Origin of the sequence: Algivirga pacifica, from assembly GCF_039543525.1 — a bacterium.
In the GTDB taxonomy this organism is placed as follows: Bacteria; Bacteroidota; Bacteroidia; order Cytophagales; family Flammeovirgaceae; genus Algivirga; species Algivirga pacifica.
Genome location: NZ_BAABJX010000059.1, coordinates 74,219 through 97,099 on the forward strand (window position 1 = coordinate 74,219; position 22,881 = coordinate 97,099).

20 protein-coding genes are annotated in these 22,881 nt (G+C 40.0%); 10 read left to right on the top strand and 10 right to left on the bottom strand.

The window, feature by feature from the left end:
- Positions 1-45: 45 nt before the first annotated feature.
- Both ABD985_RS18860 and ABD985_RS18865 read right to left on the bottom strand, forming a co-directional pair.
- Positions 46-792: a shikimate dehydrogenase family protein gene (locus tag ABD985_RS18860; RefSeq protein WP_345374492.1), complete on the bottom strand. Its 747-nt coding sequence runs from the start codon at positions 790-792 to the stop codon at positions 46-48.
- Between the two features lie 110 nt (positions 793-902).
- Entirely contained in the window at positions 903-1,610 is a 708-nt protein-coding gene (locus tag ABD985_RS18865) for a tRNA1(Val) (adenine(37)-N6)-methyltransferase (protein WP_345374494.1), read from the bottom strand.
- 97 nt (positions 1,611-1,707) lie between these two features.
- Between ABD985_RS18865 and ABD985_RS18870 the strand changes: the two genes are divergently transcribed.
- The 5 genes from ABD985_RS18870 (at position 1,708) to pyrF (ending at position 5,180) form a co-directional block, all read left to right on the top strand.
- A complete protein-coding gene (locus ABD985_RS18870) occupies positions 1,708-2,385 on the top strand; it encodes an alpha/beta hydrolase (RefSeq protein ID WP_345374496.1) in 678 nt (225 codons plus the stop codon).
- Positions 2,386-2,592: 207 nt separating this feature from the next.
- Entirely contained in the window at positions 2,593-2,880 is a 288-nt protein-coding gene (locus ABD985_RS18875) for a hypothetical protein (RefSeq protein WP_345374497.1), read from the top strand.
- A 111-nt stretch (positions 2,881-2,991) separates the two neighbouring features.
- Complete coding sequence (locus tag ABD985_RS18880; RefSeq protein WP_345374499.1) at positions 2,992-3,702, top strand: hypothetical protein; 711 nt, start codon at positions 2,992-2,994, stop codon at positions 3,700-3,702.
- A gap of 93 nt (positions 3,703-3,795) precedes the next feature.
- Positions 3,796-4,128, top strand: a complete 333-nt coding sequence (locus ABD985_RS18885) for an MGMT family protein (RefSeq protein WP_345374501.1) — start codon at positions 3,796-3,798, stop codon at positions 4,126-4,128.
- A gap of 236 nt (positions 4,129-4,364) precedes the next feature.
- Positions 4,365-5,180: an orotidine-5'-phosphate decarboxylase gene (gene pyrF / locus ABD985_RS18890; RefSeq protein WP_345374503.1), complete on the top strand. Its 816-nt coding sequence runs from the start codon at positions 4,365-4,367 to the stop codon at positions 5,178-5,180.
- A gap of 142 nt (positions 5,181-5,322) precedes the next feature.
- On the opposite strand, the gene ABD985_RS18895 is transcribed toward pyrF, so the two are convergent.
- The 5 genes from ABD985_RS18895 to ABD985_RS18915 form a co-directional block, all read right to left on the bottom strand.
- Positions 5,323-7,047, bottom strand: a complete 1,725-nt coding sequence (locus ABD985_RS18895; RefSeq protein ID WP_345374505.1) for an ArnT family glycosyltransferase — start codon at positions 7,045-7,047, stop codon at positions 5,323-5,325.
- 509 nt (positions 7,048-7,556) lie between these two features.
- On the bottom strand, positions 7,557-9,626 hold the full coding sequence (locus tag ABD985_RS18900; RefSeq protein ID WP_345374507.1) for a SpoIIE family protein phosphatase: 2,070 nt from the start codon (positions 9,624-9,626) through the stop codon (positions 7,557-7,559).
- A 452-nt stretch (positions 9,627-10,078) separates the two neighbouring features.
- The gene (locus ABD985_RS18905) at positions 10,079-11,323 is read right to left on the bottom strand and encodes a thioredoxin family protein (RefSeq protein ID WP_345374509.1); all 1,245 of its coding nucleotides are present in this window, start codon (positions 11,321-11,323) and stop codon (positions 10,079-10,081) included.
- A 278-nt stretch (positions 11,324-11,601) separates the two neighbouring features.
- A complete protein-coding gene (locus ABD985_RS18910; protein WP_345374511.1) occupies positions 11,602-12,528 on the bottom strand; it encodes a bifunctional methionine sulfoxide reductase B/A protein in 927 nt (308 codons plus the stop codon).
- A gap of 242 nt (positions 12,529-12,770) precedes the next feature.
- Positions 12,771-13,433, bottom strand: coding sequence for a hypothetical protein (locus ABD985_RS18915; protein WP_345374513.1), 663 nt, complete (start codon positions 13,431-13,433; stop codon positions 12,771-12,773).
- Positions 13,434-13,603: 170 nt separating this feature from the next.
- Here ABD985_RS18915 and dapA point away from each other — a divergent pair, with 170 nt between their 5' ends.
- Positions 13,604-14,527, top strand: a complete 924-nt coding sequence (dapA, locus tag ABD985_RS18920) for a 4-hydroxy-tetrahydrodipicolinate synthase (RefSeq protein WP_345374515.1) — start codon at positions 13,604-13,606, stop codon at positions 14,525-14,527.
- A 55-nt stretch (positions 14,528-14,582) separates the two neighbouring features.
- Here the strand turns inward: dapA and ABD985_RS18925 are convergent, their stop codons facing one another.
- Together ABD985_RS18925 and ABD985_RS18930 are read right to left on the bottom strand one after the other, a co-directional pair.
- Positions 14,583-15,689 (bottom strand): glycosyltransferase family 4 protein, encoded by a 1,107-nt coding sequence (locus ABD985_RS18925; RefSeq protein WP_345374517.1) that lies wholly within the window; start codon positions 15,687-15,689, stop codon positions 14,583-14,585.
- Positions 15,690-15,789: 100 nt separating this feature from the next.
- Complete coding sequence (locus tag ABD985_RS18930; protein WP_345374519.1) at positions 15,790-17,106, bottom strand: hypothetical protein; 1,317 nt, start codon at positions 17,104-17,106, stop codon at positions 15,790-15,792.
- A gap of 361 nt (positions 17,107-17,467) precedes the next feature.
- Between ABD985_RS18930 and ABD985_RS18935 the strand changes: the two genes are divergently transcribed.
- The 4 genes from ABD985_RS18935 to ABD985_RS18950 all read left to right on the top strand — a co-directional run bounded on the left by ABD985_RS18935 (position 17,468) and on the right by ABD985_RS18950 (position 21,871).
- Positions 17,468-18,502 (top strand): rod shape-determining protein, encoded by a 1,035-nt coding sequence (locus tag ABD985_RS18935; RefSeq protein WP_345374521.1) that lies wholly within the window; start codon positions 17,468-17,470, stop codon positions 18,500-18,502.
- A 289-nt stretch (positions 18,503-18,791) separates the two neighbouring features.
- A complete protein-coding gene (locus ABD985_RS18940; RefSeq protein ID WP_345374524.1) occupies positions 18,792-19,805 on the top strand; it encodes a LacI family DNA-binding transcriptional regulator in 1,014 nt (337 codons plus the stop codon).
- Between the two features lie 55 nt (positions 19,806-19,860).
- Positions 19,861-20,895, top strand: a complete 1,035-nt coding sequence (locus ABD985_RS18945) for a PfkB family carbohydrate kinase (RefSeq protein ID WP_345374526.1) — start codon at positions 19,861-19,863, stop codon at positions 20,893-20,895.
- 283 nt (positions 20,896-21,178) lie between these two features.
- Entirely contained in the window at positions 21,179-21,871 is a 693-nt protein-coding gene (locus ABD985_RS18950; protein WP_345374528.1) for a beta/alpha barrel domain-containing protein, read from the top strand.
- Between the two features lie 671 nt (positions 21,872-22,542).
- Here the strand turns inward: ABD985_RS18950 and ABD985_RS18955 are convergent.
- The gene (locus ABD985_RS18955) at positions 22,543-22,881 is read right to left on the bottom strand and encodes a hypothetical protein (protein ID WP_345374530.1); all 339 of its coding nucleotides are present in this window, start codon (positions 22,879-22,881) and stop codon (positions 22,543-22,545) included.

Sequence of the window (22,881 nt, forward strand, 5' to 3'; positions counted from 1 at the left end):
TTTCATGCAAATATATTGTTTTAATAATAAGAGTGAAACAGAAACTTATTTCTTCCATATTTTCCAGGAAGCCTCTGCTTGTCCGTACAACATATCCATCCCATTTTTTACCCTAGCTCCACGCCGCTCACTCTCTCGCATAAAACTGGTCTGTTCTGGATTGTATACCAGATCTTTACAGTAATGTTTATTGGTAATAAACTCATATGGAATATTAGGTTTCCCTTCCACATTCGGATAGGTTCCCAAAGGGGTTGTGTTAATAATTAATAAATGACTTTCTATCACCTCCTGAGAAAGCGTCTCATAGGTATAGCTAACCCCTGCTCCCTTGTTTCTTGAAACCAATGCATAAGGTATTTCCATATCTTGCAATACCACTTCAACAGCTTTACTGGCCCCTCCAGTTCCTAACACCAATGCTTTGATTCCCTTATAAGCCGTTGGCAAGAACGATTCCAGAGAATTTCGAAACCCTAAATAATCAGAATTATACCCTGTAAGGGTTCCATCCTTTTCTACTTTCACCACATTCACTGCCCCTATTTTCTCTGCTGTTTCCGGATCAAGACGATCCAGATAAGGAATCACTTGCTGTTTATAGGGAATGGTCACGTTTACTCCCCTGAGTACTGTTCTATCTTGCATTAACGTTGGGAACTCTTCAATGGATTTTAGTTCGTAGAGTTCGTACGCATGCTCCTGAATTTGCTCTTTCTCAAATTTTTCCGAAAAGTATTTTTTGGAAAAAGAATGCTTTAACGGATAGCCGATCAAACCATACTTTGTCATGTGTTGCTTATTTTTAGTTTATCTGGTTTAGGTCCAATAATTTCTGAAAATTTTTTAAAAAGCTAACTTACAACAAATAATATTTTAATCTCTTTCCCGATAAAGATATCTCAGAAAAAAGGATGAAAATCCTTTGTCAATGCCTTGTAAGCCGCTGAATAACTGACACCATCCTCTTCCCTCAAACAAAGTACTTCCTCTTCAGGGACTCTCTGTTTTCTTCCCAGGTCAAGGATCACTCTTCTAACCGTATGTTGCTCGGTATGCTTTATCCAACAGATACGTTGGAAGTAAAAAGAATATTGCTTCATATCCTCTTCCAATCTCGGCATCTCTGAAACAGGTAAAATAACACAAAGTCTTCCTTCTGCTGTTAGAAAACGTTCCGCAAATGCCAATAGGTCCTCAAAAGGTAAGGTATCCGTATGTCGGGCAAGGTTCCGTTCTTCTTGTGGACCCTTCAAGCTGTTGCTAAAAAAAGGAGGATTACTCACAATCAGGTCAAACAAGTATATCGGCTCAAACTGCTGTAATGCTTGCGGAATCACCTCAATACGGTCCGAAAAAGGAGATTGAGCAATATTCTCCATTGCCTGCTCTGCTGCTTGCGTGTCAATTTCCAATGCAGATAAGTACGCCTTTGGATTACGCTGTGCAATCATAAGAGACAGTAACCCTGTCCCCGTACCCACGTCCAAGATACGGCGCTCCAGACCACAAAGCACCCAAGCCCCTAGTACAATACCATCTGTTCCTATTTTCATCGCACAGCGATCCTGAGAAATACCAAACTCCTTGAATTTAAACACCTTACCCATATACCTGTAAGCTTATTTTTCATCGAAAAAGTGCAAATGTAAGTGATTAAAAATTATTTTTTTAGTATTTTACTGAACTAACCATATTTACTAGCACATGCAAAAAACAATTTATTGCATTCCGGGACTCAGTAATGATCATCGCGTTTTTTCTTGGCTGAACCTACCGGGATATCGTATCAAGTATTTAGATTTTATTGAGCCGCTCAAGAAGAATGAGCGTATACAAAACTACTGTCGCCGATTACTTGAACATATCGACGAAGAAGACCTCAGTACTCCCCCTATTCTATTAGGGTTTTCACTGGGTGGAATTGTCGCTATTGAACTGAGCAAGTTGATGAATACTGAAAAAATCATCATCGTTAACAGCATCAAGTCGTCCAAAGAACGTCCTATCCATCTGCGCTTATTGGAGTCACTTCCTTTGTATCGACTAACTCCTACCTCTTTTATCAAACCGGTGATGCTCCCATTGATTCCTCTCTTCGGCTTTGTGCCTATTGAACAACGGGAAGTCTATATTGATATGTGGAATAAGTTCCCGGACAAAACCTTCCGATGGGGTGCACAAATGGTCTTAACCTGGGAACATACCGATCCGGTAGAAAACCTTATCCACATTCATGGAGACAAGGACCTGATGTTCCCTATTGGCAATATCAAAGACCCTATCGTCGTTAAGGGAGGAAACCATATCATGATCTCTATTCTGGCAGAAGAAGTCAGTGCACTCATCTGTGCCTGCCTGGAAGAGAAAAAGGTAGCGGGGTAATTTTCAATGATCAATTTTTAATTAAAATGAATCACTCAAAAAGGCTGCTGAACTAGTTCTAGCGTGTATTTTTTATTGAAAATTAATCACTGATCATTGAAAATTAAAAAAGCCATAGCGTACCATTGACCTATTTTAAGAGCTCAGAGTTTTCTGCTTATACTAAATTTAACCATGATAAAGTCTATTGATCATTGAAAATTATATATGAGAAAACCGGAAAAGCCTGCGGTGTGCGAAATGTGTAAACGGAAGTTCCCCTTGACCTTCCATCACCTTATTCCACGAAGCAATCACCGCAACAAATGGTTCAAAAAGAACTTTACCAAGGAAGATATGACCCATAGAGGGATATGGGTATGCAAGCCCTGCCATAAGCATATCCATCAAACCTTCTCTGAAAAAGTACTGGGTAGAGAGTATAATACCTTAGAAAAATTAATGAGTCATGAAGAAATTCATCGCTTTGTCGCATGGCTACAAAAACGAGGATAAATTATCACCTCTCATAAAAAAATAAGATCTTTGCATACGCATGGCATGATTGCTGAAGCCAACACTGAAAATGATTTTTAGGATTGATATTGAGAGACTTTTTTGGATACTATGAAACGTCTGAGCACCCTTTTATTGACCATTCTTCTTACAGCACCTCTATGGAGTTCAGCCCAATACTCTACTCTGAGCCTAGAACTAGGCACAGGACCACAAAGCTATAGAGGAGACCTCAATCCAAGCTTTGGGCAATGGGGTTATCATATCAGCGGAGGGATACGTATCACACCAAAAGAAAAACGACTGCACTTTTATACTGGAGTTACCTATGGAAAGGTGATGGCTCAATCTTACAGTTACGAGACACCTGATCCAAACTATACCCCATTGACACAGGTGGATACTCGAATTTTCAGTGTTGAAAGTAAACTCTTCGTCAACCTCATCAAAAAGACGTCCTTCAGACTTTATTTGCAACAAGGCATTGCCTTAAATACAATGCAATCGTATACTCCGATTAAGGACCCTGACACAGGAATTGTCATCAATACCCCTGTAGAAAATCAGATTCAATCAATAGAAACGAGTAACATTATTACTTATAATGAACTCAATTACTCCCCCTTTTTCATTTCCTTCCCAACAGGAATAGGTGCCAGCTACCACTTCAAAAATGCTTTTGGTATCGCCCTGGAAAGCACCTTGATGAATCCTATCAGTGACTACCTGGATGTGATGTCTGAATTAGGCAATCCTAAAAATTTGGATAATGTATGGCAGTTTCGATGCTCGGTATTGGTACCACTTCGTACCATACGATAACACCTCTCAATAGACTCTGAAATCAATATTTAACGACACAGGGCGGTGCCCTGTGCTAAGATGCCCTGTGCCACACTCATTAAATATCCTCCCATGTCCAACAAAGAAAGTTTTTTCCAAGACGTATACGAAGTAGTTAAATTGATTCCCAGTGGAAGAGTCACTTCCTATGGTGTTATCGCAGCCTATCTGGGTAGCCCCAGAGGTGCTCGAATGGTAGGATGGGCCATGAATAATGCGCACACTGATCCCAGTATACCTGCCCACCGAGTAGTCAACAGACAAGGATTACTTACCGGAAAGGGTCATTTCTCCGATCCCAACGAAATGCAACGTTTATTGGAGGCAGAAGGAATCCGTGTGGAGAATGATCAGGTCAAAGAATTTAAAAAGTTGTTGTGGGATCCCTCTGAAGAACTACTATAGTTGTTCATATTGTTTAGTTGAGCTTCGCTCGTCCATGTTGTTTAGTTGAGTTGTTGATAATGTTTAAGTGAGTTCAATAAACAAATCAACTTGATTCAACTCAACAGCTTGCTGTTGAAATTGAATGAATCAACTAAACATTATGAACGAGCGAAGCTCAATTAAACAGCATGAACAATTCCAGTATTACGCATTTTCCCGTACCTTTGTGCCAAAATCACTAGAGCCACATAAGTATGACCAGAAAAGAACTCTTCGAGCAGATCAAGAAAAAAGAAAGTTTCCTTTGTGTTGGGTTGGATACAGACCTGAGCAAGATTCCTTCACACCTTCTAAAAGAGGAAGATCCTATCTTTGCCTTCAATAAAGCGATTATTGATGCCACTGCAGATCTTTGCGTGGCTTACAAACCAAATATTGCATTCTATGAGTGCATGGGCGCTAAAGGATGGGAAAGTCTACAAAAAACGCTAGAGTATATCCCTAAAGATATCTTTACGATTGCTGATGCAAAAAGAGGCGATATCGGCAATACTTCCAAAATGTATGCACAAGCATTCTTCGAGCAAATGAACTTTGACTCTGTTACTGTAGCTCCTTATATGGGAACAGATTCTGTCACTCCTTTCTTAGAGTTTGATAATAAATGGGTCATCCTACTAGCACTTACTTCCAACAAAGGAGGGCTTGATTTTCAGATCCAGGAACTAAGTAATGGTCGTAAGGTATTTGAAGAGGTCCTGACACAAAGTAAGGAATGGGGCAGCAGTGACCAACTGATGTACGTAGTAGGAGCTACTCGTGCCGAGAGCCTTGGAGAAATTCGTCAGATTATCCCTGACCATTTCTTGTTAGTACCGGGCGTAGGTGCTCAAGGTGGTGACTTGGCTAGCGTAGCCCAATATGGTATGAATGACCACTGTGGACTATTGGTAAACTCTTCCAGAGGAATTATCTACGCTTCTCAAGAAGAGAACTTTGCAGAGGTTGCTAGACAAGAAGCACAAAAACTGCAAGGGGAGATGAAAGGTTTGTTAGAAACCTATCTATAAAGGTTGTTGAATCGTTGAATCGTTGAATTTCACCTTCGGTGAGTTGATTCGAGTTGAACTGTTGTATGAGTATCAATATATCAATCAACAGTTCAACTCGAATCAACGAGCAAAGCTCAATTCAACGATTCAACGATTCAACTTAACCTCCTGGTTTGTAGACCAAGTGATATACCTGATAGCGCTTGTAATTCCCAAACCTCCAAGCCCGAATATTATCCCGAGCCATCAAAAAGAAGCGTGACTCTGAGCTTCCAATATAGATATACCCCTTCCAGAGGGTTTTTACTCCTGAAAAACGAGCAAGGTCTTTCTCCTTGACCAACGCTAAAAAAGGTGCTCCTTTTTTGTTTCTTTCATCCCACACCTCAAACACACGATCGCCTCGACACCTTTCCCCCCTTCGATGTGCATAATAGCTCATATTGTGTAAGAAAATTTCTTGCATATAAATGGGAGTATCTACAGAAGGAGGTACTTCTTGCTGTACCACCGCTCCTATTTTTTCATAGGGTCGTAATGATTCAAACTTACCCAATACACTAGTATTAAGCATTAACATACCCGTCAAGAATATATAAAATGGGAAATAGGACCATACCACTTTTTTAGGATATACCTGCCTTGATATGTAGGAAGGGAAATAATAATAGAGTATCAAAAATACTAATGGACATGCGTGCAGTGCCCACCATATTGGTGAAACATCTGTCAGATATACCATGGCCATATTAATCGCAAGCATTAGAAAAGCCGGTACACCTAAACTAATATACCATAATCGTTGCTGTATTTTTGTCTTGGGTTGATAATGTACTAAGAAGTAAGCGGAAAGGATTGATAAAGCTGGCGCCGCTTGTATCCAATAGGTTGGTAACTTCCCTTGCGCAATGGTGAAAACGACAAACATCACGATGGTCCAACTTAAAAGTAAGGATACTTTTTGCCTTTGACGAGCAAAAACGATTAAAGCAAAAAAGGATACCAAAGAATATGGCAGCATGGCCCATAGGTTGACTTCTATATAATAGAAGACATCTCTGATCGTATACCCTCCCCAATCAAACGCCCTATCAGTCGTTTCATGTTGATAGACTTCCGTAAACTGCTCTCCAAAAGTAAGCCATGCATAAGTAATCCAACTCATGCCAATACCAATCGCCAATGGTACTCCCCACCATAGGTACATTCCCAGAACTTTATTCCATATCAAAGGCCATTTCCCTTTCTGGTCCAATAAAACAAACAAACCTGCAATCCCTCCAATCACCACATAGTATGGAAACCCTTTAGTCAATACCGTAAGTCCTAGGCTAATATAAAACCAAGCATAGTTCAGAAAGCCTCCTTGCTGATAGGCCTTTAGAAAATGATATAGGGTCAATGTAAAAAAGAATGCTAGGGGCGTTTCCGGAGAAGCATAACGGGTGGTAAAAAAAAACTGTATACTAAAGGCCATCGCCGCTGCACTCAGCCAGCCTACTTCCTTTCCATACATTAAGTCTGCAATTCGCTTGGTATACAAAATTGTCCCTAAAGCCATTAGGGCTATCGGCAAGCGTAAGGAAAACTCATCCAGGCCCAGTAACCAGGCACTCAAAGCCATTGCCCAATAAGTCACTGGAGGTTTATTAAAGCGTAATTCTCCATTGAAATAAATATCCAGAAAATTGTTCGTACGCAACATCTCCCGAACCGCATCAGCATAAAAGGACTCATTCGGCATCCATATATCATTCACCCCCAAGTTCACTAGAAAAGTAAGCATCACCAGTAAAATACTTACTCCTCTAATCGTACGATAGTTTGCTGAAGGTACTTTCTGAGACATAGGAGCATGCAAATCTCTCTCAAGATTTCTATTCATGTTAGTAAAGGTGGGTTAGTAAGGTTAAGTAATAGACTATAATTACTTAAAATTTACTACATAAGATGAGAGAGTCTCTAAAATATCTTAATGAGAAGGTCATTTTCATGAAATACTATCATAGAAAACTTCCTTAGGTACAATGGTAAAAAATAAACATGCATCATCCCATATTAACAATATGAATTAGTTTGCTGAGAATTTATCACTTTACAGCTATCTCACAAGCTCTTTATAAGCTTCTTCATTTTTTCCTTGATGAAAAAACGAAGCAAAAAAATCAAGGCTTTGAAGAATTTGCCTAATTTTTAATAGCAAAAGCTAAAAATTCCAAACTCGCTGCGCTCAGACAATGGAATTTTCTTAACGCTTTTACGATTAAAAATTTTAACGGCAATTCTTCAAGGCCATTTTTAAATATGTAAAGGCACTTTTTAAACAAAAAAAACATGAGTCACCCCTTGAATGTTAATATGGGATAACTCATGTTCAACGTACTAATATCACTTTTAAACAGTTATACCAACTACAGTAATATCATCTCGGTAAGGCTCCCCCTGTCTATAGGCCTGTAACGTTTGCCAAAGGATCTCCTTTTGTTTTTCCATAGGGTATTCTTTCAAGTCTGCCAGCAATGCTTCATAACGCATAGAACCAAAACGTTTTCGCTCTCTATTGGCAGTATCTACGAAGCCGTCTGTCCCCATATAGAAGGCATCTCCTTTCTTAAGGTATATCTTATGGGTTTCAAATACTTTCTCTCCTTTTTTGATATGGTCTCCCACTGAAAAACGGCTCCCTTTTACTCTTAGGAAAAATCCTTGCTTTACATAGTATAATGGACGCTTTGCCCCTGCAAAACGTATTTTCGTGATATCGTTTCCTTCATCCTCTAAGGTGCAGATCATCATATCCATGGAAGCATCATGGTTCACCCCTTCCGTAGCATCTACCGCCAGCTTCACTTGCTCATCCACATTTTTCAGAATTTCCGATGGTTCTGTAATTCCCATGACATCTACTACCTGATTCAACATAGAGTACGCCAAAGTTGCCATAAAAGCTCCGGTTACACTATGCCCCGTACAGTCTACCACTGCCACGATACGATGTTTTTGGCTCAACCAATACAGGTCACCAGACACTATATCCTTAGGATTATAGATCGTAAAGAAATCACTTCCTAACTTGGCCATACGTCCATCAAATGGCAATAGTCCTTTCTGGATTACACTAGCCGCCTGTATACTATCAGTCAGTTTTCCATTTACCTCTTTAAGGTGGGCATTGTTCTTTCTGACATAATCTCTTTGTGCGATCACCTCTCCATTCAGGCGTTTCATTTCCTCGGCTTGTTGAGACAGTTCTTTTCCTTGAACCAAGAGGTCCTTTTTTTGTTCTCTCAATAAATTATTGCCCTTTCTTCTTTGCACGTTAATCCAATAGGAATACACCAATAGCCCTGTAATGACCAATAGGATTCCCAAGCCTATATCCCTGATACGGTTCTGGAAAGCAATAATTCTATCCTGTTCTTTTAGCAACTGCTCATTGGCTTTATTCTCCTGCTCTTTCTTTTCCATCTCAAACTGCGTTTGCAGCTTGCCAATGTAGCGCTCTTTCTCCTCATCGAATAACGAGTCTTTAAGCGCCAAGTATTTCTCATGTGCTCTTAAAGCCTGCTGATGCTCTCCTTCCTCTTTGTAGAAATCGTATAACCTTCGGTAGCCTTCCAGCTCATCCGGTTTTTCAGATAATTTTTTCGCTATTTTTAATCCATTCCATAAAGCCTGCTCCAGCACCTCACTTTCCTTTCCGATAGCAGATAAGTAATCTGCCTCATAATAATAACTTTCCGGTATCGTACGATTGATTTTCTCATATAGCTTTCGGGAATGATACAGCAGTTCCAAAGCCTTTTGTATATTACCTTCTTTATAATAAATGTAAGAAAGGTTATGTTCGTTAATAGCGATATCATTTTCTGACTTCTTCGCCCGTACAATAGCCAACACTTCCTCAAAAGCTGCTTTTGCTTCCCTATCCTTACCCATTTCTACATAGATCGTCGCAATATTTCCTGTAATCTTCGTGTAGGTTCTTCCTTTGTACTGAGCATACTCCTTGGCTTTATGTAAATACTCCAAAGCCTTATCTCTTTCCCCTCTTGCCAGATAGTTCAACCCTATAGCATTATTAGAGTCACTAATAGCTTCTGTATCATTGCGCTCTGTGGCATACTTTGCCATTTCCAAGGCATATTCCAGAGAATAGCCATACATCCCCTGATAATAATAGCAGGCACTTAGAAAGTAGGCGGATTGCTGTAAACCCAACTTATACCTCAATCCCGAAGCGATCTTATAACTTTCCTTGGCCCACTGTACTCCTTCTTTTACATCTTCTCTATAAATATCTTTTGTGAGTGCTAAAAGTAGGTCAACTTTTTTGGTATCCTCTTTGGTATACTGTTTCACAGCCACCTTCAGACTGTCGTAGTTTGGTCCCCTTTTGGCAATAGCCAAATAGGAAGATAGCAGTATCGTTACTGCTAATAGTATCAAGCGAGAAATTTTCATGTTAGTCCTGTTAATCGAATTGGTGCTTAATGCAAAAAATAATCTGGAGTATGTTCTATAACTCTATCTCCCTCATAACATCCTATCTTTTCATCATTGACAAAGAATTATTAAAGAAGTGATCCCCAGTGTTATTTCAGATGGTAATTTTAACACTCTATTTTATAGAAAACAACCTTTCCTTAACATATTAGAAGGATTCAATCACTAGTTTTATTTTAGCCAAACAATATACTATTTCAACATGTTGTAAGTTGTCGAAGTAATGAGATAACGGAAAACGAGACTCTCTCATAAGGCCATTAAAAACGATGGACACTCAATAAGTTAGATTGACGAAAAAAAGGATGAAAGAAAAACGCCTTTACAAAGGTCGTTATTCCTTCACCCCTTCTTTTTTATTCAGTTGAAAACAATTTCAATTGATCATTATAAATGACCGTCTCTTTTTACTATTCCTCACTATTAAACAAGGTTTCCAATTGTGCTATAACGGCCTGCAGTTCGTTAGGGTCTTTTCCGTCCAAAGACATAATGGCTTTTTTTGCTTTCTCAAAACCCTCTTTATCCTTTCCTTCAATCACCTTTTGTAGGTAAGGTTCTAATTGAATAGAGATAAACGTATTATACCAATCAGCCCCTAGATTATTAATCACCTGCTCCTTATTTGACAACACATAATCATAATACTTCTCTTCTGGATTGGCTCCTGTTAATAGCATAACCGTAAACACTTCCTCAGAAGCAATCCATTCTTCCTTATCCATCTTGTCCAACGCAACTTTACAAGATGCTCCAACTTCTACTACCTTATCATCCTCTCCTGCTTGCTTCAAAGCCAGCAAGAGTGTCGATAACTGCTCCATATCATATGTTTTCCCTTTGGATTGCGCTTTCATATAGGAATCATACATACTATATACCTGAGTGTCCGGATTGGAAGCATTTTGTCCTGTAACTAAAAAGTCTTCAATAGACTGAGCTCCTACGACCCTATGAACGACTTTTCCTTTATGATCGATAAATAATAAGGTTGGATAAGCGGCGACCTCATAATCAAATTCCTTCGCAGCTTCACTCTCCATATCCATTTTAAAATTGACAAAGGTCTCATTATAATAGTTACCCACTTGATCATCTGTAAACACATCTGCTGACATGTATTTACACGGTCCACACCAAGTCGCATAAGCATCTACAAAGATCAATTTTTTCTCTTTTTTGGCTTTCTTCAATACCTCTTCCCAAGACGTATGCTCAAACTCGATCCCATTATCAGGTAGCTCAACACCATTTTCCTCCAACACCTTCTTCCCCAAAGTGCGAAAATCTGTCGCTCCCATGGCTCCTTCTTGCTTATGAACCACTTTACCATCTCCATCTATAAACAGTAATGTTGGATAAGCAGCTACCTCATAGCCAAACTCCTTCGCTGCCTCACTCTCCATATCAATTTTGAAATTGATAAAGTAATTATTGAACAACGCTCCTACCGACTCATCTGTAAATGTATTGGCAGACATATACTTACATGGTCCACACCAAGTCGCATAAGCATCTACAAAAATCAGTTTGTTCTCTTGCTTAGCTTTTTTCAACACCTCTTTCCAGGCAGTGTGTTCAAATGTTATCCCTGCAGCCATAGAAAAAGTTGCAATCATCAGTGCTAGACAAGTCACCAAAGTTTTCTTCATCATAAGTGTATTAAGTATAGAAAATAGCACTCTACATGATTACCCTGAAGAATGCTGAATGTTTTATTAACGATATAACGTATAAGATTGTATGTTTTTTTTAAATAAGCAATGAAGAAGAAAGGATTAGCTTGGGAAGGGGAGAGTATCTTTTCTATGTTCATGATGTTTAATTGAGCTTCGCTCGTTCATATTGTTTAGTTGTTAACCACAATGGATTGAACAGAGTATAACTAAACATCATGAACGAGCGAAGCTCAATTAAACAATATGAACACAAATTAGAAGCGTTTTGTGTAAGAATGGTTCTTAGGACCTTCTGCACTTCTGAAATAATAATCCTGATAATTTTCAGCGGCTTCAACAAAAGAAGGAAGTTCTTCCAAGGTCGTCGTTACCTTAACGTCTTTTGCTTCTAACTCCTGAATTACTTCCTGTGCCGTTTCTTTTTGTGCTTCTGTATTATAGTAAATCACCGAACGATACTGAGATCCCATATCGGTTCCTTGTTGATTAGGAGTTGTCGGGTCATGCACTTCCATAAAAATACGAATCACGTCATCAAAAGCGATTTTCTCAGGAGCATATAAAATCTCAACGGCCATCACGTAGTTTCCTTCTCCGGACTGTACACTTTCATAGGTTGGTTTTTCACTACCTGTCCCCACAAAACCTGCTTTTGTTCGCACAATACCCGGTATCTGAGCCAAGAAGAACTGTAATCCTTTAAAGTCACCTCCCGCTAATACTACTTTTTGCTCTTTACCATTAAGAGAAGGTACAAACTTCATGGATACTGAGTTCACACAATGCCTGGTATTCTTAGCGGTCAATCGTTCTCCTATAAAAACATGTCCCAAGTGGGCATCACAGTTGGCACAAAGAATTTCCGTTCTACGCCCATCTGCATCCGTTTTTCTTTTTACCGCTCCGTTAATTTCGTCATCAAAGCTAGGCCAACCACAATGGGATTCAAACTTGTCCTCTGAATTATACAGAGGTGCTTCACACTTTCGACATACATAGGTCCCACCTTCAAAGTGATTATTATATAGGCCTGTATTTGGACGTTCCGTTCCTTTATTAAGAATCACGTACTCTTCAAAGTCAGTTAACTTATTCATTTTCGTGTTTTGTTTATCGTTTTGGGACCACCCGCAAGCAGTCATCAATACCAGTAATACTGTAAATAGAGAGGTGTATTTCATAGATCGTGGATTTATTGCTCGTTTATGAAAAAACAGCCAACTACGGCGAAATGTTTTCTATACACTTAGCAGTTGACTCTGTCTCGGTCTACGAAATGATATGCTGGTTATCGGTTATCGGTTATCGGTTATCGGTTATCGGTTAAGAAAGTTATTTTACCCCTAAACGACATATAATATCCTATGGACATTTTTTCAATCTTTTTTAAACGATAAGCGATAAGCAATAACCGATAAACCACCTACTCATTAGACATAGTATTCAACAAATTAAAAGTCTTGTTGACATCCTTTTTATGCAAAATCAAAGTAAACTCATTGGTGGTAGAAACCATCTCCACTAAGTTAATAGCCTCCCATGCCACTTTCTTTAGAATATAATAATATACCCCTGGAACATCCGTATTGTCATCGGGTAGACGAATGGTAATGGATGCCAAGCCTGTCAACTTATTCTTCAGTTCTTCTCCCTGAAAAATCTGCATCACTTGTCCTTCCATACTGCGGCTGGTAACAATATTGGTTTCATATACCCCTTTGGAGGAAGCATGAAAAACGTCTTTCTCCCCAGCAATAAATTCCAGTAACTTCTGTTGTTTGAATATCAAGGAAGAAGAGTTCTTGAAGGTAAAATCGATCAAATCACTGCGGACAATGATCTCTCCCATGTTTTTTAGGTAACCAATCAGTTCGTTTTCGATATTGAGCTTGGTTAACTTTGGCTTCAGACGCTGTATCGCCATCACGATGGCTCCCGTCTGTACTTCTTTATAGAGGCGCTGTTCTACATCTTTTTGAATATGCCTGGCCAACCCTGTATAATTAATGATGCCATCCACGATGGCTTCTTCCAAAAAAGGGGAGGTCCTAACAATCTCTTCTACGGCTTCTGCTATGGTAATCATCGGATTATATATTTGAAATGATAGTGTGTTTCAAATATAACACTTTGTTTTAGGATTGTTTTCTTTATTTAAAAAATTGATGCTTGAATAGAAGGCTTCTTATATTTGTACCATAATCATAATGATTATCCAATCCGATAAAAGAAAATATACGATTAACATCTACAACTATGAACGCATTTATAGGAACCGGCGCTGCCATTGTGACCCCATTCACAGAAGAATTCACCATTGACTACCCTGCATTGGAGAAACTTTTGAATCACACCAAAAATCTGGATTATTGGGTGATTAATGGAACTACAGCGGAGAGCGCTACCTTAAATTCTGAGGAGAAATATGCTATTCTGGATTTTGCCAGAAAACATAATCCTACGAAGAAGCCTATTATGTTTGGCCTAGGAGGAAACAATACGGCGGAAGTCGTTCATCAACTCCAAACAGCCGACCTAAGCGGTGTAGATGCGATTCTTTCGGTTTGTCCTTACTATGTAAAACCAACGCAACAAGGAATCATTGCTCACTATCACGCTGTTGCTGATGCCTCTCCGGTACCAGTACTGCTGTACAATGTTCCTTCCCGCACAGGGGTAAACATGGATGCAGAAACTATTGCTACGCTAGCCCAACATCCTAATATCTTTGGAGTGAAAGATGCTTCAGGGGATTTGGTACAAGGGATGCGTATTGTAAACAGTACACCTAATGATTTTCTACTTTTATCGGGGGAAGATACGTTAACCATTCCTTTAATTTCTATAGGTGCAAAAGGTGTTATTTCTGTTATTGCAAATGTTCTTCCTGATGAATATAGTCAAGTGATCAACGATGCACTGAATGGAAACTTCCCATTGGCCACTACAGAAATGGGACGCTTATTAGACTTTAATGAGGCGCTATTCGAAGAAGGTAATCCAGTAGGAGTAAAAGCAGCCTTATCAGCGATTGGTATCGGAACTCCTCATGTAAGACTACCGTTGGTACAAAGTTCTGAGGAATTACGCACAAAGCTTTCTCAGCAGTTGGCTGAAATTAAATTAGAAGCACGAAAGCAGGTCTTCTTCTCAAACTTTGATGCGAAGGCCGCCATCTAGATAATATTTTCATAAAAAAGGCTGCGTTTTAGACGCAGCCTTTTTTATGATTATTTTACCCAAAAATATTCAAGTAACACTCCGTCTCTTTTTCATCATTGTATTCTGCAGCAATCTTCTCTTGAAGTACCCTTCCCTTTTCCTGAACACCTTCAGAAGTGTCTTCCATCAAGGTTTGAATCGCTTTTTGACAGTCTTGCAAGCTAGCTGGACAAAACAAATATCCTGATCGCCCATCTTCTACAATATCTTCTATTCCATCTACCTTACTCCCCATAACCGGAATTCCAAGGGCTCCAGCCTCCAGTAAAATATTTGGCATTCCATCATAAAAAGAAGGAATCGCAATCACATCGCAAGCGGCATAATAAGCTTTCAGTGATTCCTGGGGAACGAATTCATGCGTTTCATAATCCATACGGTACTTCCCTAGACGTTGCTCATACACTTCAGGCAAATCTCCCACCAGTAATAGCTTCACTTCCCTGCAATAAGGGCTTTCCGATAATGCTTTCAGGAAAAAAGGAATTCCTTTCCTGGCTCTAAGCTCTCCAAAGATTCCTATCACTCGCTTGCCTTCATTCTTCTCTCTAAAACGCTCTCCAAAGGCTTTTTCTTCCGCTGTCAATTGCCATTCGGATAAATTGATCCCATTCGGGGTATAGTTTACCGTCACCCCCTTATACATCTTATCAATCTTATACACCTTTTCTTTACTGACGGCACAAATCGTAATGGAACGACGGAAAGCATGTCGCAAGGTCATTCTTAAACTAGGAGAAAAAACAGACTGATCAAATTCCAATCCCCTTACCATGGTTATTAAAGGAACATCTAACCAATCAGCATAAACGGGCCCTGCCAACATTGGCAATCGCCCTCCAAAGGCCACTAAATGGGAAAAAGATTCTTTTTCTATTCTATTCTTAAGGGTTATCCAACCTAAATTTAAGGTATGTGGCTCATCCTCTGTAATCTCACAAGCCATGTAAGTACCTCCTTCTTCTTCTATAATCTCGAAGGGGGGATGTTCATTAGTAAAGTGCACCACGTGTATACGGACACCTTGTTTTCTCAAGTTTTGGACTATTCTTTGGCAAGATACCGCTAACCCTCCTTTTTCGGGTGGATAGTTATCTGTCAGCCAAATTATACTAGACATAGATTGTTCGGGTTATAGTTAATATTTAGGGATTGGGGGTTAGGTGTTGGGGATTAGGAAATAATCAATTCCTAACCCCCAACACCTAATCCCTCCCCCCTTATTTAAGTTCTTCTACCGTTTGTAAAATACGTACAACCAGTCGTTGTTGCTCCTCAGAAAGTAATTCTTCTAACTCCTCCTCTACTCCCTCAAACTTGAATAATTTTTCCAGGTAGACTAATTGCTCTACCGTAAACTTCAAGGACCTTAATCCCTCTGTCAGTTCCAACGGTTTTTTATCCACCGAAAAACACGCCTTTAATAAGGCAAACTGTTCATGATCGAAAAGTAAATCGCCATCCAATTCTCCTAGTGCTTTCATTTCTTCCCGCTCCAACTCATCCATCATGAAAAGCACTTCTATATCCAAGGGCATCTTCTCGTCCTCATCATCCATTAGGTTCACTTCAAACTGTCCCTTATAGATATCCCATATCTCTTCCGCCAGCAACAATTGTTTATCGGACAACCCTTGGGGTACTACATCTTTCTCCCAGTCCAACTCTGCTGTCCATAAAGCTCTCAATTGATCCAAGGCTTCAGAAGGATAGTCTACTTCATTAATGGTCACTTTTTTTCCATTACCAAATACAGCTGCTAGCAACTCCATCTGTGCTGGAGAAAAGAACTTATCAGTATCAGAAGTTGCCGATAAATCCATCTCGAAAAGTTCATGTATCGTAAATGTATTAAAGGTATCTTCTTCTGCTCCCTCTTCTTCGTTCAGCCAGCGACACTTATTTAGTAAGTCTTTCAGGAACTTTTCCTGCTGCAAGGAGAACTTTACTTCATGCATCAAAGAGGACGCTGACAATACCACCCTGATATAATCCATATCCTCTTCTGAGAAGGTGACGCCATCAAAAGTCCCCTCCGAAACCGTACTATTATAAATAGCTTCCAAAAAATCGTACTCTCCTTTGGTCAACTGTCCTGCTTCTGCCTCCTCTTCTTCTCCAAAGTTCTTATCGATCTCACTCATCATAAACAGCACTCCCAGCTGTTGAATGTAAGGACTGTACTCCCATCGGTCTTCATCTTCATACTCCCAAACTTCCTCCACATCATCCATCTTGTAAAGGATCTCCTCGGCTAAAGCGATTTGTACCCCTGACAGGGAGTCGCCCCAATCCATAGGCCAAGGAATTTTCTCTTCAAAATCTATAGCATCATAAACTGCTTTGATCGTATTCAAAGCACTTTCAGAAAATGAAACACCATCGATCACTACGGGCATTGTGGCATCATTTTCGTAAATCGCTTCCAACAGAAGAAATTCTTCTTCATCGAAAATCAATCGTTCCAAGGCTTCCTCGGCATGCATTAATTGATTTCTTTGTGATTTTTCTAGCTGATAGAGTTCTTTTAACTGCATATTGTATGGTTATTGTACACACCTAATATTACATAGGTTTTCAGAGATTCCATAAGTTTTTGGGGATATTCTTATACTTCTTCTTATGTGAATTCAATAAACTCTTGGATTAGCGTTTTTTTGATGAAAAAGGGCCGTAATTATTCCAAATGTTTTGATTATTTGTATAATTTGCAGTTTATGCTTAACAAACCTTAATCGTTCTTTAGGGACTAAAACCAGGGTTCATTTTTGCAAACAAATGCATACGAAGGAACATTAGCCCCTCATCATTGCTTTACCACATAGGGCAATACTAAAAAGTATTGATTCAGTACAATTTTCGAGTTCAAAAAACTTAACATATTAGATATACTAAAGAATGGGCTTATTTGACTTTTTTTCAAGCGATTTAGCCATCGATCTTGGTACAGCCAACACACTTATTATTTCCAAAGACAAAGTCGTTGTCGATGAACCTTCCATCATCGCTTTGGACAGGGTTACCGGAAAGGTAATTGCCGTTGGTTCTGAGGCGATGCTGATGCACGAAAAGACACACGAAAATATCAAAACCATCCGACCGCTAAGAGATGGTGTTATTGCCGACTTCCACGCCGCAGAACATATGATTCGTGGGATGATCAAGATGATCGATCGTAACAAGAATCGTTTGATCTCTCCATCGCACCGTATGATTATCTGTATTCCTTCAGGAATTACAGAGGTAGAAAAGCGTGCCGTAAGGGACTCTGCAGAACACGCCGGAGCTAAAGAGGTGTATATGATTCCAGAGCCATTGGCCGCAGCAATTGGTATTGGTATTGATATCGAAGAACCCGTAGGCTCCATGATCGTTGATATCGGAGGAGGTACCACTGAGATTGCAGTAATTGCACTATCCGGTATTGTGTGTGACCAGTCGATCCGTACAGCCGGTGATGTCTTTACAAAAGATATCCTGGATTATATGCGTAGACAGCATAACCTATTGATCGGTGAGCGATCTGCAGAGAAAATTAAAATCGAGGTAGGTGCTGCCATGTCTGAACTAGATGACGAAATTGCACCATCAGACTTTGAAGTAAGAGGTAGAGACCTAATGACAGGTATTCCTAAGATCATCAAGGTTTCCTATACAGAAATTGCCTTTGCAATTGACAAGTCCATCTCTAAGATTGAAGAAGCCGTACTAAGAGCATTGGAAACAGCTCCTCCTGAACTTTCTGCGGATATCTACGACAGAGGTATTCACCTAACAGGTGGCGGAGCCCTGCTAAGAGGCTTGGACAAACGCTTGTCTATGAAAACCAAACTGCCTGTTCATGTAGCGGAAGATCCACTAAGAGCAGTCGTAAGAGGTACCGGAGAAGCGTTAAAGCAAATTGACTACTTCAAGTCAGTATTGATGACTTGATAATCGTTCATATTGTTTAGTTGAGCTTCGCTCGTTCATGATGTTTAGTTGTTGGCTTTATGCTAGACTAAAGGATGAAGGATGAAGGATGAAGGATGAAGGATGAAGGATGAAGGATGAAGGATGAAGGAATGTAAACCTTTCGAGGGTGAGCTTTCTTTTTCTTTCATCCTTTTTTGTTTGTGCTTTCCTCCTTTGTCGGGGCGACCACAAGGGACGCCCTTGCTAAACCGCACTTTTCCCAACTAGATTTGCATTTATGTAATCGATTGCATAAATTACCCCCAAGATGCAAAAGAAAGTCACTATACATGATATTGCAGAACATCTGCAGACCACTGCCGCTACGGTGTCCAGGGCTTTAAATGATCATCCAGCGATCAGTGAGCGTACCAAGAAAAAAGTACGTGAAGCTGCTCAACAGCTAGGATATGAAAGAAATCAACTGGCCTCTGCCCTACGCAAGGGTAGTAGCCAAACGGTAGGCGTGATTGTTCCTTTGGCTGATAGAAACTTCTTTTCTTCAGTAGTGAGCGGTCTACAATCCGTCTTGAATGAACAGGGATATAATGTGATTATTTGCCAGTCCAACGATCAATTGGAAAAAGAAATTCAGAATATTGACACCTTACTTAATGCGCAGGTAGATGCTATTGTTATTTCTATTTCTAAAGAAAGTATAGGTAAAAATACCCACCTGCATAAGGTCGTCGAACAAGGTACTCCTTTACTTATGTTTGATCGAATAGACAGCACCGTAAAAGCGGACCGTGTATGTATCAATGACATTGAAGGAGGGCGACTCGCTACGGCACACCTACTTCAGCAAAAAGATGTGCCTATCGCCTGTTTACACAGCAGTTTGAGTTTGAATATATATAAAGACCGTTTCAAAGGATATCAATTGGCATTGGAAGAAAAGGAAAAAGCCTTTATTCCGGAATACTGTCTGCAAGTAGAAAGTAGTATTGAGGCTGGATACCAGGGGATGAAACAACTTCTGGAGCGACTCTCACCACCTTTTGGACTCTTTTGTACCAGTGATTATACGGCTATTGGTGCGATGGAGTACCTTAAAGAATTAAAGTATACTATACCTGAGGATGTGCATATCGTTGGCTACAGTAATGAGCCACTTACGGCTTATTTATGCCCTCCTCTTTCAACAATTGATCAAAAAAGTAAACAACTGGGAATGCAAATTGGAGCGCAGTTACTTCAGCGATTTAAAACGCTGACTACCCCTCCAAAAATCATCGATCTTCTCCCAGAACTCCTTACAAGAACTTCCTCCTTATCATAGGGAAGTTTTTTATTTCGCAATTAATGCAATCGATTACACTAATTAGAAATAACACATGAAAAAACAAGTCTGCTCCTTCGGGGAAGTATTAATGCGACTATCCCCTCCCGGAAAACTACGCTTTCAGCAAACCCAACAATTTGACATTACTTTTGGAGGTGCTGAAGCCAATGTTGCCATTGGTTTATCTTACTTAAACGAGCCTAGCAGTATCATCAGCTGCGTACCTGACAATCCTATAGGAAAACAAGCACTCCATTTTTTTCAGGGTCATGGGGTGGACGTTCAGCATATCCAACAAACCGGCGATCGTTTAGGTATTTATTATCTGGAAAATGGAGCCCTAAGTAGAAGTAGTCAAGTCGTTTATGATCGTGACCACTCCGCTTTCGGAACCTTGCCTACAGGAAGTATTGACTGGGAAAAAATATTTGAGCAAGCAGACTGGTTACATTGGTCCGGTATCACCCCAGCAGTTTCTGCTTCTGCTGCAGCTTTGACCTTGGAAGCTTTAAAAGCTGCCCGCAAAGCAGGTGTGACTATCTCTACGGACTTAAACTACCGTCACAAACTATGGAACTACGGTATTCCCCCCAATGAGATTATGCCTGAACTCGTAGAATACTGTGACGTCATCATAGGAGACGTTAATGCCTCCAAGGTATTTTTTGATCTTGCCGTACCTGGGTGGCGTTTTACCATGGATCCGGACTATGAGAAATACCAACAGTTTGTCTCCCTGCTGATGCAACGTTTTCCACAGTGTAAAACCGTAGCCATCACGCATAGAGGTTCACTCAGTGCCTCCGATAACCGATGGTCTGCCATGATTGCTGACCGGGAGCAGTTCAAGCACTCTCCGATTCATGAGCTTAATGGTATTATTGATCGTATTGGAGCTGGCGATTCCTTTACTGCCGGTATCATCTATGGGCTCCGTAATTTCGGTACTGACTTACAGAAGACCATCAACTTTGCTGCCGCTACCTCCGCTTTGAAACACTCTATTCTGGGAGATGCCAGTTTGCTTTCTGTGGAGGAAATTCTTCCACTAATGGAAGGCGATAGCTCTGGTAGAGTTGCTCGATAAGCGCTTTGTTCATACCGCTACACGGCGTATGTTAATTGCAATCGCTTCGCAATTGCGTTCATAGTGTTTAGCTGAGTTTGTTGTTTTTTTGAAAGCTTCGCTTTCTATTTAGTATGATGATCATTGCATTGTCTCTATGAGGCAATAGTCATTGAGCGAAGCTCAATAAAATAACTAAAAACAATAAACTCAACTAAACATCATGAACGAGCGAAGCTCAATTAAACAACATGAACATAACCGACTGAAAGATTTACAAAACATATTAAAATAACCAAAACCAATGCATCAAACTGCAAACACTTCAGCCATCGTGCTAGAAAAAATACAACGTACGGGTATTCTTCCATTGATCTACCATGAAGATGCCTCTTTTATGGTTTCCTTACTTACTGCTTGTTACGAAGCTGGTATCAGGGCCTTTGAGTTTACCAACCGAGGCCTTCCTGCCCCTAGTGTGTTCAAGGAACTTTTGGCACAAAGAGCGCAATATTACCCTGAAATGGCTTTGGGCATAGGGTCTGTCTTAGATACGGCAACTTGTCAGGTATACTTAGACCTAGGCGCTGACTTTATCGTAGCTCCTATCTTAGATCCTGAAGTGGGTGCTTTATGTCAGCAACATGGTACTCCTTGGATTCCGGGCTGTGGTACGCTTACCGAAGTGATCAATGCCCAACGTCTAGGTGCCCCCTTAACTAAAATTTTCCCTGGAAGTGTCTTAGGACCTACCTTTGTCAAAAGTGTCTTAGGACCTTGTCCTGACCTCAAGATCATGCCTACCGGAGGCGTACAAACCACAGAGGAAAACCTAAAGCAATGGTTTGATGCTGGGGTATTCTGTGTGGGACTAGGCTCCCAACTGTTTACCAACCCTACCCAAGGCGTTTTCCCAGAGGCTATCAAAGATAAAGTCATAGAGGTGATTGAAACGGTGGCCCAATTGAGGGAAGGAAAGGCTGAGAAAATACTTTAAGTAATTATTTGTGTGGAATATGTTGAAAACGAAAAATTTGAAAACCACTTACATGTTGTGAGTGGCTTTTTTTTGTTTATGAGGGGGGATTGCGGGGCCATATGAATCCCGATCCTGTCCGTAGGGGCATTCCTGCAGGAATGCCCCTACGGACAGGAAATAGGTAATAGGTTGGATTAACACACCATACTGGTCGTAGCGTCCACGCTACGACCTAAAAGCGCTTTCGGCGAGCGTCCACGCTCGGATGGTATGAGAGGGAAGTGGAGGTCGGTGATGGATTGATAGATCGAATAAAAAATCGCCGTGTTTCGTATAGTGACGAGATGAATCCCACCCCTATCTGAGTTACCTAGTTGGAGTTTTGATAAGTAACCCCAAGGATAAATGTAGTGTACAAGAGACTTGCAGTGATGTGTCTGTCTTATTGAATGATGCTAGTTCAAGTTTCAACTTGGACTAGAAATGACGGAAGTATGCACGTCGTGTAGCGATTCCGAATTGCCGTGAAATAAGCGACTCGAAAGCAAATGCTTTCGTCATTTTAGGTACAAGGTAAACCTTGCACCAACATTCTTTATATAAAAAATGGAAGGCTAGTAAATAGAGTTAGCCTTCCATTAATATTATCTATTCAAATATACTGTGTGTGAACGGGAATATTATATTTTTTAGTTATATGGATCTAATAGATTTTGAGGATATGAAAATTTTATTTTTTTGACTTTATTCCCATTTCGATATATGTCAAAATATTCTTGATTCGGTAGTTTTATAATCGAATCACCTTTTTGAAAAGCCCCTCTAAAAAAATCTCCCCCCTTTGGGTTACATAAAGGAAAATGCTTTTTACATCCATTGGATAGATAGCTTATTTCAAAACATCCTGAATGTACATGATTTATCTCAAGAAAAATTCCTTTAATACCTATTGTATTATCATCATTTGTTGAAAAAGCTTCACAAGATGTAAGTAAAATTAATACAAGAAAATAGATATAGTTATTCAT

Bases quoted from the DNA above. Each gene is read 5' to 3' on its own strand.
- ABD985_RS18875 (WP_345374497.1), top strand. From the start codon at position 2,593: ATGAGAAAACCGGAAAAGCCTGCGGTGTGCGAAATGTGTAAACGGAAG.
- ABD985_RS18950 (WP_345374528.1), top strand. From the start codon at position 21,179: ATGCATCAAACTGCAAACACTTCAGCCATCGTGCTAGAAAAAATACAA.
- ABD985_RS18860 (WP_345374492.1), bottom strand. From the start codon at position 792: ATGACAAAGTATGGTTTGATCGGCTATCCGTTAAAGCATTCTTTTTCC.
- ABD985_RS18870 (WP_345374496.1), top strand. From the start codon at position 1,708: ATGCAAAAAACAATTTATTGCATTCCGGGACTCAGTAATGATCATCGC.
- ABD985_RS18935 (WP_345374521.1), top strand. From the start codon at position 17,468: ATGGGCTTATTTGACTTTTTTTCAAGCGATTTAGCCATCGATCTTGGT.
- ABD985_RS18905 (WP_345374509.1), bottom strand. From the start codon at position 11,323: ATGATGAAGAAAACTTTGGTGACTTGTCTAGCACTGATGATTGCAACT.
- ABD985_RS18940 (WP_345374524.1), top strand. From the start codon at position 18,792: ATGCAAAAGAAAGTCACTATACATGATATTGCAGAACATCTGCAGACC.
- ABD985_RS18900 (WP_345374507.1), bottom strand. From the start codon at position 9,626: ATGAAAATTTCTCGCTTGATACTATTAGCAGTAACGATACTGCTATCT.
- pyrF (WP_345374503.1), top strand. From the start codon at position 4,365: ATGACCAGAAAAGAACTCTTCGAGCAGATCAAGAAAAAAGAAAGTTTC.
- ABD985_RS18895 (WP_345374505.1), bottom strand. From the start codon at position 7,047: ATGAATAGAAATCTTGAGAGAGATTTGCATGCTCCTATGTCTCAGAAA.
- ABD985_RS18880 (WP_345374499.1), top strand. From the start codon at position 2,992: ATGAAACGTCTGAGCACCCTTTTATTGACCATTCTTCTTACAGCACCT.
- ABD985_RS18865 (WP_345374494.1), bottom strand. From the start codon at position 1,610: ATGGGTAAGGTGTTTAAATTCAAGGAGTTTGGTATTTCTCAGGATCGC.
- ABD985_RS18915 (WP_345374513.1), bottom strand. From the start codon at position 13,433: ATGATTACCATAGCAGAAGCCGTAGAAGAGATTGTTAGGACCTCCCCT.
- ABD985_RS18930 (WP_345374519.1), bottom strand. From the start codon at position 17,106: ATGCAGTTAAAAGAACTCTATCAGCTAGAAAAATCACAAAGAAATCAA.
- ABD985_RS18955 (WP_345374530.1), bottom strand. From the start codon at position 22,881: ATGAATAACTATATCTATTTTCTTGTATTAATTTTACTTACATCTTGT.
- ABD985_RS18945 (WP_345374526.1), top strand. From the start codon at position 19,861: ATGAAAAAACAAGTCTGCTCCTTCGGGGAAGTATTAATGCGACTATCC.
- ABD985_RS18925 (WP_345374517.1), bottom strand. From the start codon at position 15,689: ATGTCTAGTATAATTTGGCTGACAGATAACTATCCACCCGAAAAAGGA.
- ABD985_RS18910 (WP_345374511.1), bottom strand. From the start codon at position 12,528: ATGAAATACACCTCTCTATTTACAGTATTACTGGTATTGATGACTGCT.
- ABD985_RS18885 (WP_345374501.1), top strand. From the start codon at position 3,796: ATGTCCAACAAAGAAAGTTTTTTCCAAGACGTATACGAAGTAGTTAAA.
- dapA (WP_345374515.1), top strand. From the start codon at position 13,604: ATGAACGCATTTATAGGAACCGGCGCTGCCATTGTGACCCCATTCACA.